This window comes from Enterobacter chinensis (assembly GCF_034008295.1).
Taxonomy (GTDB): Bacteria; Pseudomonadota; Gammaproteobacteria; order Enterobacterales; family Enterobacteriaceae; genus Enterobacter; species Enterobacter chinensis.
This window is the reverse complement of sequence record NZ_JARDVI010000007.1, coordinates 146,474-158,953: the sequence shown is the minus strand read 5'-3', so window position 1 is coordinate 158,953 and position 12,480 is coordinate 146,474. Positions and strand designations below refer to the sequence as shown.

Below are 12,480 nucleotides of genomic sequence, written 5' to 3'. Positions count from 1 at the left end.
TCAGAACCCGTTGATGTGCTGCTGAGCAAGCCATCTGACCAGCACATCAACTTCTGGCGCATGTATCCAGTTAACAATTTGCCTGGCCTTTTCCTCTCCCGTTCCCGGCAAGGTCTGCCAGTCCTTTGCGTTACGCCCGCTCATCTTCTGCCACGTTATATCCCCCATCGCCTTCAATGAAGCCTGCGTCAGCGGAACACCCAATGCCATAAGCCAGCGGATAAACGGTTGCTCACGCACCAGATTAAATCGATGCCAGAGCGCCAGCCCGCGTGCTGAGGAAAATCCCGGTGTAGCCTGCAGTTGCGCCTGAGTTAATAACAGCCATGAGAAGAGATGTTCAAACTGATGCGCCTGCCAGAGCGCACGCCATCCTGACTCGCCTAATCCTTCAATATCGAACACTTGCTTTGAGCTGAGCCACGTCAGCCTGGCAAAGAACTGCTCCATACACTCAGGCGAAGCATAAAAACAGCTTAGAGCATGATAACGCGCGGCCGGAGGCTCGGGTTTATGTCGGTCCGTCCCTCGCCAGACAACCTTATCAAACCGGGGGATCCCCTGCCCGGCCAGGCTGACTTGTATCTGATCTCCCGGGGCAATATCTAGCCTTTGCCAGCGCGCGACCGACCCCAGACTCACCCGCTGCACCTGTTTATCATCCAGCTTTACAGGTTCAAGCGCCGCGACAACGGAAATTTTGCCCGTTCGCCCCACGGAAAAATGAATATCACTGACCTCAGCGACCTGTGCTGCAGGAGTATATTTCCATGCGACGACCCAACTGCCTTCCCCAGGCAACCAATTTTCACCCGGGGGTGCATCTGCTGACCGAACCACAATGCCATCCGTGGCAAAGGGTAATGCTGTGTTTTGCCATGCCGAACGCTGTTTTTCGACGGCATCCACGGCCTCAACCGGCAGGGTATAACGTGCAGTCAGAGAAAATCCTGCCCTGGAAAGCTCATACAACCTGTTCTGCATGCCTTTCGGCCCATCCGGCCAGGCCCAGATAAATATCCCTGTCTGGTTCAGAAGCGCGTTGTCCTTTTGTCGCATCATCGCACCCGCTACTTTTGCGCGAGCATTCATGCCGCCCATCTGCCGCTGAACATGCCCCTCACGTAACCAGAAAAGCTCCCCCTGTAAAACGCTGTTTGCCAGCGCGCCAGATACGTCCTTGGGCACAGACGGAATTAAACGCACTTGCGAAGTCCAGTCTTCGCCTTTTAGCCCATTACCACGGCTAGTGGCCTGGGTTAACTTTCCGTCGCGATACACCAGTGTGACTGCTACGCCGTCGACTTTTGGCTGCATCCAGAGATTGCTCCGACCGCGCATCCAATTATTAAGTGCTTCTTTGCTGGCAGCTTTGTGGACTCCCGTATGGGCGACTGGATGTTTTACGTTTCCCGCCAGTGCTGGAAGGGTGTTCTCAGAAAGAACAGTATCAAAACAACGCTGCCACTGTTTTAACCGCCCGTTAAGTTGGTCATAAACCTCATCATTGACCTCGCTCACGCCCTGCTTCCAGTAAGCATCATCCCAGCGTTTGATTTGCGCGCTTAACGACGCGATTTCTTTCTCTGCTTTTGCCTGCGACCACACCGGACACACCGCCGCGCCATAGCCGCACCACAACAACATTAACCCGCTTATCCATCGCCACATCGCTACTCCTCCTTTGCGTTGCAGGAGGTATACCGCGATGTCTAAAACAACGCTAACCACAACGTTTCACTGTGCGAGGCGCTATCCGGTATTTCTTTTTGTTGCTGTAAACCACAGATAAAACCTGAAAACGGTACGCAAAATTCAATAATCCAGGGGAAAAAGTGTGACAAAGGCTACGTCACACGGCGGTGACGTGTATAATAAGCCCGTATGTAGGACTTCTTCGCTAACACATACAAAAGACTCTCATGGCTCAAGGCACGCTTTATATTGTTTCTGCCCCTAGTGGCGCGGGTAAATCCAGCCTTATTCAGGCACTGTTAAAAACCCAACCGTTGTACGACACACAGGTTTCTGTTTCTCACACCACGCGAGCGCCGCGTCCGGGTGAAGTGCACGGTGAACACTATTTCTTTGTGGATCACGACGAATTCAGAGCAATGATCGGCAGAGACGCGTTTCTTGAACACGCTGAAGTTTTCGGTAATTACTACGGCACCTCGCGTGAAACCATTGAGCAGGTTCTGGCCACGGGCGTGAATGTGTTCCTGGACATCGACTGGCAGGGCGCACAGCAAATTCGCAAGAAAATGCCCGACTCGCGCAGTATCTTTATTTTACCGCCATCGAAAGATGAGCTGGATCGCCGCCTGCGTGGCCGCGGTCAGGACAGCGAAGAAGTGATCGCAAAGCGTATGGAACAGGCTGTTGCAGAAATGAGCCATTACGCGGAATATGATTACCTTATTGTGAATGATGATTTTGATGCCGCGCTGAGCGATCTCAAAACCATTCTTCGCGCAGAACGTCTGCGTATGAGCCGCCAGAAGCAGCGACATGACGCATTAATCACCAAACTGTTGGCAGACTGAACCCACATTCAGTATCATGCCCAGTCATTTCTTCACCTGTGGAGCATTTTAAGTATGGCACGCGTAACTGTTCAGGACGCTGTAGAGAAAATTGGTAACCGTTTTGACCTGGTGCTGGTCGCCGCGCGTCGCGCTCGTCAGATGCAGGTAGGCGGGAAAGATCCGCTGGTACCGGAAGAAAACGATAAAACCACCGTTATTGCACTTCGCGAAATCGAAGAAGGTCTGATCAACAACCAGATCCTCGACGTGCGTGAGCGCCAGGAGCAGCAAGAGCAGGAAGCCGCAGAACTGCAGGCCGTAACCGCTATTGCTGAAGGTCGTCGTTAATTAAACCTGCGGGTCGCCCTTGTATCTGTTTGAAAGCCTGAATCAACTGATTCAAACCTACCTGCCTGAAGACCAGATTAAGCGTCTTCAGCAGGCGTATCTCGTTGCACGTGACGCTCACGAGGGCCAGACACGTTCAAGCGGTGAACCCTATATCACGCACCCGGTAGCGGTGGCCTGTATTCTGGCCGAGATGAAACTCGACCACGAAACGCTGATGGCCGCTCTGCTGCACGACGTGATTGAAGATACCCCTGCCACTTACCAGGACATGGAACAGCTGTTTGGCAAAAGCGTTGCCGAACTGGTGGAAGGGGTCTCTAAGCTTGATAAGCTGAATTTCCGCGACAAGAAAGAGGCGCAAGCCGAAAACTTCCGCAAGATGATTATGGCGATGGTGCAGGATATCCGCGTCATTCTCATCAAACTCGCTGACCGTACCCACAATATGCGCACGCTGGGCTCACTTCGCCCGGACAAACGTCGCCGCATTGCCCGTGAAACCCTCGAAATCTACAGTCCGCTGGCGCACCGTTTAGGTATTCATCACATTAAAACCGAGCTGGAAGAGCTGGGTTTTGAAGCGTTGTACCCGAACCGCTATCGCGTGATTAAAGAGGTGGTTAAAGCCGCACGCGGTAACCGTAAAGAGATGATTCAAAAGATCCTCTCGGAAATTGAAGGGCGCTTACAGGAAGCAGGCATTCCATGCCGCGTCAGCGGTCGCGAAAAACATCTTTACTCCATCTACTGCAAAATGGTGCTCAAAGAGCAGCGTTTTCACTCGATCATGGATATCTACGCCTTCCGCGTAATTGTCCACGACTCCGACACGTGTTATCGCGTGCTGGGGCAGATGCACAGCCTGTATAAACCGCGTCCGGGTCGCATGAAAGATTACATCGCCATTCCAAAAGCGAACGGCTATCAATCTTTGCATACCTCGATGATCGGGCCACACGGCGTGCCTGTTGAAGTGCAAATTCGCACCGAAGACATGGACCAGATGGCGGAGATGGGTGTTGCCGCACACTGGGCCTATAAAGAGCACGGTGGCGAAAGCAGCACGACCGCACAAATCCGCGCCCAGCGCTGGATGCAGAGCCTGCTGGAACTGCAGCAGAGTGCGGGTAGCTCGTTTGAATTTATCGAGAGCGTCAAATCCGATCTATTCCCGGATGAGATTTACGTTTTCACCCCAGAAGGGCGCATTGTCGAACTGCCTGCGGGCGCAACGCCGGTCGACTTCGCTTACGCCGTGCATACCGATATCGGGCATGCCTGCGTGGGCGCGCGCGTCGACAGACAGCCTTACCCGCTGTCTCAGCCGCTTTCCAGCGGCCAGACGGTGGAAATCATTACCGCGCCGGGCGCACGTCCGAACGCGGCCTGGCTGAACTTTGTCGTGAGCTCCAAAGCGCGCGCCAAAATCCGCCAGCTGCTGAAAAACCTCAAGCGTGATGATTCCGTCAGCCTTGGGCGTCGTCTTCTCAACCACGCGTTGGGTGGTAGCCGCAAGCTGGCTGAAATCCCGCAGGAAAATATCCAGCATGAGCTGGAGCGCATGAAGCTCGCGTCGCTTGACGATCTGCTGGCAGAGATTGGCCTCGGCAACGCCATGAGCGTGGTGGTAGCGAAGAACCTGCAGCAAGGCGACACGACGGCCGTGCCTGCCACCACACAAAGCCACGGACACCTGCCGATTAAAGGCGCGGACGGGGTGCTTATCACGTTCGCAAAATGTTGCCGTCCAATCCCTGGCGACCCGATTATTGCGCACGTCAGCCCGGGTAAAGGGCTGGTTATCCACCATGAATCCTGTCGTAACATCCGCGGCTATCAAAAAGAAGCGGAGAAGTTTATGGCGGTCGAGTGGGATAAAGAGACCGCGCAGGAGTTTATCACCGAAATTAAGGTGGATATGTTCAACCACCAGGGTGCCCTTGCGAACCTGACGGCAGCGATCAACACGGCGTCTTCCAATATTCAAAGCCTGAACACGGAAGAAAAAGATGGCCGCGTTTATAGCGCCTTTATTCGTCTGACCGCCCGCGACCGCGTGCATCTGGCGAATATTATGCGCAAGATTCGCGTCATGCCGGACGTGATTAAAGTCACCCGTAACCGAAACTAGTGGCATGAATTCACAACGTTATGCACGGATCTGCGACATGCTCGCCAGGCGTCAGCCTGACCTGACGGTCTGCATGGAGCAGGTCCATAAACCTCATAACGTGTCTGCTATCGTCCGTACCGCAGATGCCGTCGGCGTGCATGAAGTGCACGCCATCTGGCCGGACGGCCGTATGCGAAATACGGTCTCGGCGGCGGCAGGCAGCAACAGTTGGGTGTCTGTCAAAAATCATCACACCATTGGTGAAGCCGTCTCGCACCTGAAAGGACGCGGTATGCAGATCCTTGCCACCAACCTGTCCGCTAAAGCCGTGGATTTCCGCGAGATCGACTACACCCGCCCGACCTGCATTCTGATGGGTCAGGAGAAAACCGGGATCACCCAGGAAGCGCTGGATCTGGCGGATCGGGACATCATCATTCCGATGACCGGCATGGTTCAGTCCCTCAACGTCTCCGTGGCCTCCGCGCTCATTCTGTATGAAGCGCAGCGCCAGCGTCAAAACGCCGGGATGTACGAGCGCAGCAACAGCATGCTGCCGGAAGATGAACAGCAGCGCCTGCTGTTTGAAGGTGGTTATCCGGTACTGGCTCGCGTTGCGAAGCAGAAAAAATTGCCTTACCCCCACGTCAACGCGCAGGGCGAGATCGAAGCCGATGCCGAGTGGTGGGCCACCATGCAGTACGCTGGGTAACCGATGAAAGGCCGCCTGCTGGATGCCATCCCGCTCAATAGCCTGACGGGCGTGGGCGCGGCGCAAAGCAGTAAGCTGGCTAAAATCGGCCTGCACACGGTGCAGGATCTCCTGCTCCACCTCCCCCTGCGCTATGAAGACCGCACTCAGCTCTACAAAATTGGCGATCTGCTGCCCGCCATTTATGCCACCGTTGAAGGCGAAGTCCTGAACTGCAACATCACTTTCGGCGGACGCCGGATGATGACCTGTCAGATCAGCGACGGCACCGGCATTCTCACCATGCGTTTTTTCAACTTCAGCGCGGCGATGAAAAACAGCCTGGCGACGGGCCGCAGGGTGCTGGCCTATGGCGAAGCCAAACGTGGGAAATACGGCGCAGAGATGATCCACCCGGAGTACCGCGTGCAGGGCGATCTCAGCACGCCGGAGATGCAGGAGACCCTCACTCCGGTCTACCCGACAACCGAAGGCATCAAGCAGGCGACGCTGCGTAAGCTCACCGATCAGGCGCTGGAGCTGCTGGATACCTGCGCCATTACCGAGCTGCTGCCGCCAGAGCTGGCGCAGGGGATGATGAGCCTGCCCGAGGCGCTGCGTACCCTGCACCGCCCGCCGCCAACGCTGCAGCTCAGCGATTTAGAAAGCGGCAAACACCCCGCCCAACAGCGTCTTATCCTTGAGGAATTGCTGGCACATAACCTGAGCATGCTGGCGCTTCGTGCAGGCGCACAGCGTTTCCATGCCCAGCCCTTAAGCCTGCGCGATGAGCTCAAAGATAAGCTGCTGGCCTCGCTGCCGTTCAAACCCACCGGCGCACAGGCGCGCGTCACCGCCGAGATTGAACGCGATATGGCGCTCGACGTGCCGATGATGCGGCTGGTGCAGGGCGACGTGGGATCCGGTAAAACGCTGGTTGCCGCCCTGGCCGCCCTGCGCGCGATTGCCCACGGCAAACAGGTGGCGCTGATGGCGCCGACCGAACTGCTTGCCGAACAGCACGCCAACAATTTCCGCGCCTGGTTCGCGCCGCTGGGCATTGAAGTGGGCTGGCTTGCCGGGAAGCAAAAAGGCAAAGCGCGCCTTGCGCAACAGGACGCCATTGCCAGCGGGCAGGTACAAATGATTGTCGGCACGCACGCCATCTTCCAGGAGCAGGTGCAGTTTAACGGCCTTGCGCTGGTGATTATCGATGAGCAGCACCGCTTTGGCGTGCACCAGCGTCTGGCGCTGTGGGAAAAAGGATTGCAGCAGGGTTTCCACCCGCATCAGCTGATCATGACCGCCACGCCCATTCCGCGCACCCTGGCGATGACGGCCTACGCCGATCTGGACACCTCCACCATCGACGAACTGCCGCCGGGTCGTACGCCGGTGACGACGGTCGCCATTCCGGACACGCGCCGCAGCGATATCATCGACCGCGTGCGCAACGCCTGCACGCATGAAGGACGTCAGGCCTACTGGGTGTGTACGCTGATTGAAGAGTCTGAGCTGCTGGAAGCGCAGGCTGCAGAAGCCACGTGGGAAGAGCTCAAGCTGGCTCTGCCAGAGCTGAACGTGGGTCTGGTTCACGGACGCATGAAGCCTGCCGAAAAACAGGCGGTGATGCAGTCGTTTAAACAGGGTGATTTACATCTGCTGATTGCCACCACGGTGATCGAGGTCGGCGTGGACGTGCCAAACTCCAGCCTGATGATCATCGAAAACCCGGAGCGTCTGGGCCTTGCCCAGCTCCACCAACTGCGCGGGCGCGTTGGCCGCGGCGCGGTGGCGTCCCACTGCGTCCTGCTCTACAAAGCTCCGCTCTCGAAAACCGCCCAGATGCGGTTGCAGGTGCTGCGCGACAGCAACGACGGTTTTGTGATTGCGCAAAAAGACCTGGAGATCCGCGGCCCGGGAGAACTGCTGGGCACGCGTCAGACGGGGAACGCGGAATTCAAAGTCGCGGATTTATTGCGCGATCAGGCCATGATCCCCGAGGTTCAGCGCCTTGCCCGCCATATTCACGAACGCTACCCCGAACAGGCGGCAGCGTTAATTGAGCGCTGGATGCCGGAAACCGAACGCTACTCCAACGCCTGATTTCAGGCAAACATCGGCAGCATCAGGTACAGCTTAATCACCAGCGCGTTGACGATATCAATAAAGAACGCCCCGACCATCGGAACCACCAGAAACGCCATGTGCGATGGCCCGAATCGTTCGGTGATCGCCTGCATGTTGGCGATAGCCGTAGGGGTTGCCCCCAGACCAAACCCGCAGTGCCCCGCCGCCAGCACCGCCGCATCGTAGTTTTTACCCATCATGCGCCAGGTGACGAACATGGCATAGAGCGCCATAAACAGAGCCTGAACCGCCAGAATGGCCACCATCGGCAGCGCCAGCGAGGCCAGCTCCCACAGTTTGAGGCTCATCAGCGCCATCGCCAGGAACAGCGACAGACAGACGTTGCCGAGCACCGAGACCGCCCGTTCAAACACGCGGTAGAAGCCCATCAGCGCCAGGCCGTTGCTCAGGATCACCCCGATAAACAGCACGCAGACAAACGTCGGCAGTTCAAACGCTGAGCCCGCCAGCCATTGCGCAACCAGTTTGCCCACGGTCAGGCAGATGGCGATCATCGCGATGGTTTCAATCAGCACCAGCGAGGTAATGCTGCGCCCGACGTCCGGCTTTTCAAATGCGGTCGGGACCAGCTCATCGTCCGGTCTGCCGTCCGGCGTGGTGGAGTGCTTCACCAGATAACGCGCCACCGGGCCGCCAATCAGTCCCCCCAGCACCAGACCAAAGGTCGCACAGGCCATCGCCACTTCCGTCGCGTTTTCAAACCCGTAGCGCTCGACAAACAATTTACTCCACGCCGCCCCGGTACCGTGACCACCTGACAGCGTAATTGACCCTGCCAGCAGCCCCATCAGCGGATCCAGCCCCAGCAGTGTCGCCATCCCGATGCCGATAGCGTTTTGCATCAGCAGCAGCCCAACCACCACAATCAAAAATACGCCGAGCACTTTGCCGCCCGCCCGCAGGCTCGCCAGGTTGGCATTCAGGCCGATGGTGGCAAAGAAGGCCAGCATCAGCGGGTCTTTCAGGGACATATCAAAATCAATTTCCCAGCCCATGCTTTTCTTCAGCACCAGCAGGGCCAGCGCTACCAGCAGGCCGCCGGCGACAGGTTCGGGAATGGTGTATTTCTTCAGAAAGGAAACGCTATGTACCAGCTTACGGCCAAGCAGTAAGACCAGCGTTGCGGCAACAAGGGTCGACAACGTATCGAGATGAATCATAAAAGGCTCCTGTTTTGCGCGTGTTCCATACACACGCGGCGTTATCCTGGGCCGGTTTGCGCTCTTCATGAGCTCCCGGCGCAAAAAGTGTAATTTTTTTTCCCGATGGGTTGTAGAAAACCTGCTCACAGCGGCAGATTTTCTTGTCTTTTTTTGCTGGCAATCGTTTGCTTTTACCAGATGGTCAGATAAAATGCCCGCTTTTCCACCGTGGGATTGCCGCCGATGTCCGTTAACACCATAGAGTCGCCTGATGCGCAACCGATTGCGCAGAAGCAAAATAGCGAACTGATTTACCGCCTTGAAGACCGCCCGCCGCTGCCGCAGACGCTTTTCGCCGCCTGCCAGCATCTTCTGGCGATGTTTGTTGCGGTGATCACCCCGGCGCTGTTGATTTGCCAGGCGCTCGGCTTACCGGCGCAGGACACGCAGCACATCATCAGCATGTCTCTTTTCGCCTCCGGCGTGGCCTCGATTATTCAAATTAAAGCGTGGGGTCCGGTGGGGTCGGGATTACTGTCGATTCAGGGCACCAGCTTTAACTTCGTGGCGCCGCTGATCATGGGCGGTACAGCCCTGAAAACCGGCGGTGCGGATGTCCCGACCATGATGGCGGCGCTGTTTGGTACCCTGATGCTGGCAAGCTGCACGGAGATGGTGATCTCCCGCGTTCTGCATCTGGCGCGTCGCGTCATCACCCCGCTGGTTTCCGGCGTGGTCGTCATGATTATCGGCCTGTCGCTGATTCAGGTAGGTCTCACCTCCATCGGCGGGGGTTATGCCGCAATGAGCGACCACACCTTTGGCGCACCGAAAAACCTGCTGCTGGCGGGTGTCGTGCTGGCAATCATTATTCTGCTTAACCGTCAGCGTAACCCTTACCTGCGCGTCGCCTCGCTGGTGATCGCCATGGCGGCAGGCTATCTGCTGGCGTGGGCGCTGGGCATGCTGCCGGAGAACACCGCGCCGACCAACAGCGCGCTGATCACCGTCCCAACGCCGCTCTACTACGGCCTGGGCATTGACTGGGGTCTGCTCCTGCCGCTGATGCTGGTCTTTATGATCACGTCTCTGGAGACTATCGGCGATATCACCGCCACCTCCGACGTCTCCGAGCAGCCGGTTTCAGGCCCGCTGTACATGAAGCGTCTGAAAGGCGGCGTGCTGGCGAACGGCCTGAACTCGTTTGTCTCTGCGGTATTTAATACCTTCCCGAACTCCTGCTTCGGCCAGAACAACGGCGTGATCCAGCTGACCGGCGTGGCCAGCCGCTACGTTGGCTTCGTGGTGGCGCTGATGCTGATCGTTCTCGGCCTGTTCCCGGCAGTGAGCGGCTTCGTGCAGCACATTCCAGAGCCGGTGCTGGGCGGCGCAACGCTGGTCATGTTCGGGACGATCGCGGCCTCTGGCGTGCGTATCGTCTCCCGCGAGCCACTGAACCGCCGCGCAATTATGATTATCGCGCTGTCGCTGGCCGTCGGTCTGGGTGTTTCTCAGCAGCCGTTAATCCTGCAGTTTGCCCCTGACTGGGTGAAAAACCTGCTCTCTTCCGGCATTGCCGCGGGCGGTATCACCGCTATCGTTCTGAACCTCGTTTTCCCGCCTGAGAAAAATTGATTTCTCTCACGGCAGGCAGTCAATGCCTGCCGTGACATCTCATTACACCATTCCCGCCTTGAGGATTGCGCATAAATCGTGCATAACTCCTCTATGTGTGTTTTGCGGGATGGAAGACCATGAAATTTATTGGAAAGCTACTCGTCTATCTTCTTGTCGCCCTGCTCATCGTGATACTGGCGCTCTATATTCTGCTCCAGACCCGCTGGGGCGCGGCTCAGGTCAGCAGCTGGGTGACGGTGAATACCGACTACGAACTCAGTTTCGACAAAATGAACCACCACTTTTCGTCGCCTTCCCACATCATTCTGGAAAACGTCACCTTCGGTCGGGACGGTAAACCCGCCACGCTGGTTGCCAAAAAAGTTGATATTGGCCTGAGCAGCCGTCAGATAACCGATCCGCTGCATATGGACACCATTACGCTGTTCGACGGCACGCTGAATCTCTCCCCGCAAACCGCGCCGCTGCCCTTACAGGCGGATCGCCTGCAGCTGAGCAATATGGCGTTCAACAGCCCCAATACCGAGTGGGATCTGAGCGCGCAAAAGGTGACGGGCGGCGTCAGCCCGTGGCAACCGGAAGCAGGGAACGTGCTGGGTAAAAATGCGCAGATTCAGATGAGCGCTGGCTCGCTGACCCTGAACGGCGTACCGGCCACCAACGTGCTGATCGAGGGCCAGCTTAACGGCCAGGAAGTGGTGCTGAACACCATTGGTGCCGATATGGCCCGCGGCTCGCTCACCGGCTCTGCCCTGCGCAACGCCGACGGGAGCTGGATTATCGATACCCTGCGTCTGAACGAAATCCGCCTGCAGAGCGATAAAACGCTGATGGCGTTCTTCGCGCCGCTGACGACCATCCCTTCTCTGCAGATTGGTCGTCTGGATGTTACCGACGCCCGGCTGCAGGGCCCGGACTGGGCGGTAACCGACCTTGATTTGAGCCTGCGCAATCTGACGCTGAGCAAAGGTGACTGGCAGAGCCAGGAAGGCCGCCTGTCCATGAACGCCAGCGAGTTCATCTACGGTTCACTGCATCTGTTCGACCCTATCCTGAATGCGGAATTCTCTCCGCAAGGCATGGCGCTGCGCCAGTTCACCTCCCGCTGGGAAGGCGGCATGGTGCGTACCTCCGGTAACTGGCTGCGCGACGGCAAAGCGCTGGTGCTGGACGATGTCGCCATCGCCGGGCTGGAGTACACCCTGCCCGAAAACTGGAAAACGCTGTGGATGGAGCCTCTGCCGGAATGGCTGAACAGCGTCACGCTGCAAAAATTCGGCCTGAGCCGTAACCTGGTGATCGACATCGATCCTGCCTTCCCGTGGCAGATCACGTCCCTGGATGGCTATGGCGCAAACCTGCAGCTGGTGAAAGATCGCCAGTGGGGCGTCTGGGGCGGCAGCGCAACCCTGAACGGCGCGGCGGCAACCTTTAACCGCGTGGACGTGCGTCGTCCGTCGCTGGCGCTGAATGCCAACGCCGCCACGGTGAATATTACCGACCTGAGCGCGTTTACCGAGAAAGGAATACTTGAAGCGACCGCAACGGTTTCACAGCTTCCGCAACGACAGGCTACCGTGAGCCTGAACGGGCGCGGCGTGCCGCTCAGCGTGCTGCAGCAGTGGGGCTGGCCTGCGCTGCCGATTGCGGGCGACGGCAATATTCAGCTCACCGCCAGCGGCAGCGTGCAGGCCAGTGCGCCCTTGAAGCCAACGGTGAACGGCAAGCTGAACGCGGTGAATATGGATAAACAGCAGGTGCAGCAGACGATGACGGGTGGTGTAGTTTCAACGCCAGTGCAATAAACAAGCCGGGTGGCGGCTACGCCTTACCCGGCCTACGATCCCATGTAGGCCCGGTAAGCGA

At 57.4% G+C, this 12,480-nt stretch carries 9 protein-coding genes; 7 read left to right on the top strand and 2 right to left on the bottom strand.

Features of this window, described 5'->3' with window-relative positions; translation table 11 throughout:
* Positions 1-1,671, bottom strand: a complete 1,671-nt coding sequence (ligB, locus tag PYW49_RS19815) for an NAD-dependent DNA ligase LigB (RefSeq protein ID WP_320387309.1) — start codon at positions 1,669-1,671, stop codon at positions 1-3.
* A 251-nt stretch (positions 1,672-1,922) separates the two neighbouring features.
* On the opposite strand from ligB, the gene gmk reads away from it, so the two are divergent.
* Genes gmk through recG form a run of 5 tightly spaced genes read left to right on the top strand, consistent with a single transcriptional unit; the run spans position 1,923 to position 7,789 of the window.
* Positions 1,923-2,546, top strand: a complete 624-nt coding sequence (gmk, locus tag PYW49_RS19810; protein ID WP_010426438.1) for a guanylate kinase — start codon at positions 1,923-1,925, stop codon at positions 2,544-2,546.
* Positions 2,547-2,600: 54 nt separating this feature from the next.
* Positions 2,601-2,876 carry a DNA-directed RNA polymerase subunit omega gene (gene rpoZ / locus PYW49_RS19805; RefSeq protein WP_000135058.1) on the top strand — a complete coding sequence of 92 codons (276 nt, stop codon included), beginning with the start codon at positions 2,601-2,603 and terminating at the stop codon, positions 2,874-2,876.
* 19 nt (positions 2,877-2,895) lie between these two features.
* Positions 2,896-5,010 (top strand): bifunctional GTP diphosphokinase/guanosine-3',5'-bis pyrophosphate 3'-pyrophosphohydrolase, encoded by a 2,115-nt coding sequence (gene spoT, locus PYW49_RS19800; RefSeq protein WP_134348335.1) that lies wholly within the window; start codon positions 2,896-2,898, stop codon positions 5,008-5,010.
* A gap of 4 nt (positions 5,011-5,014) precedes the next feature.
* Positions 5,015-5,704 carry a tRNA (guanosine(18)-2'-O)-methyltransferase TrmH gene (gene trmH, locus PYW49_RS19795; protein ID WP_320387308.1) on the top strand — a complete coding sequence of 230 codons (690 nt, stop codon included), beginning with the start codon at positions 5,015-5,017 and terminating at the stop codon, positions 5,702-5,704.
* Positions 5,705-5,707: 3 nt separating this feature from the next.
* Positions 5,708-7,789 carry an ATP-dependent DNA helicase RecG gene (gene recG / locus PYW49_RS19790; RefSeq protein ID WP_320387307.1) on the top strand — a complete coding sequence of 694 codons (2,082 nt, stop codon included), beginning with the start codon at positions 5,708-5,710 and terminating at the stop codon, positions 7,787-7,789.
* Between the two features lie 2 nt (positions 7,790-7,791).
* On the opposite strand, the gene gltS is transcribed toward recG, so the two are convergent.
* The gene (gltS, locus tag PYW49_RS19785) at positions 7,792-8,994 is read right to left on the bottom strand and encodes a sodium/glutamate symporter (protein WP_134348332.1); all 1,203 of its coding nucleotides are present in this window, start codon (positions 8,992-8,994) and stop codon (positions 7,792-7,794) included.
* 225 nt (positions 8,995-9,219) lie between these two features.
* On the opposite strand from gltS, the gene xanP reads away from it, so the two are divergent.
* Positions 9,220-10,611 carry a xanthine/proton symporter XanP gene (gene xanP / locus PYW49_RS19780; protein WP_014881972.1) on the top strand — a complete coding sequence of 464 codons (1,392 nt, stop codon included), beginning with the start codon at positions 9,220-9,222 and terminating at the stop codon, positions 10,609-10,611.
* A gap of 119 nt (positions 10,612-10,730) precedes the next feature.
* Positions 10,731-12,419: an AsmA family protein gene (locus PYW49_RS19775; protein ID WP_320387306.1), complete on the top strand. Its 1,689-nt coding sequence runs from the start codon at positions 10,731-10,733 to the stop codon at positions 12,417-12,419.
* Positions 12,420-12,480: the final 61 nt, after the last annotated feature.

What these genes read in the sequence shown, in the direction of transcription:
- ligB (WP_320387309.1), bottom strand. Translation starts at nt 1,671, where the DNA reads ATGTGGCGATGGATAAGCGGGTTAATGTTGTTGTGGTGCGGCTATGGC.
- gmk (WP_010426438.1), top strand. Translation starts at nt 1,923, where the DNA reads ATGGCTCAAGGCACGCTTTATATTGTTTCTGCCCCTAGTGGCGCGGGT.
- rpoZ (WP_000135058.1), top strand. Translation starts at nt 2,601, where the DNA reads ATGGCACGCGTAACTGTTCAGGACGCTGTAGAGAAAATTGGTAACCGT.
- trmH (WP_320387308.1), top strand. Translation starts at nt 5,015, where the DNA reads ATGAATTCACAACGTTATGCACGGATCTGCGACATGCTCGCCAGGCGT.
- recG (WP_320387307.1), top strand. Translation starts at nt 5,708, where the DNA reads ATGAAAGGCCGCCTGCTGGATGCCATCCCGCTCAATAGCCTGACGGGC.
- gltS (WP_134348332.1), bottom strand. Translation starts at nt 8,994, where the DNA reads ATGATTCATCTCGATACGTTGTCGACCCTTGTTGCCGCAACGCTGGTC.
- xanP (WP_014881972.1), top strand. Translation starts at nt 9,220, where the DNA reads ATGTCCGTTAACACCATAGAGTCGCCTGATGCGCAACCGATTGCGCAG.
- PYW49_RS19775 (WP_320387306.1), top strand. Translation starts at nt 10,731, where the DNA reads ATGAAATTTATTGGAAAGCTACTCGTCTATCTTCTTGTCGCCCTGCTC.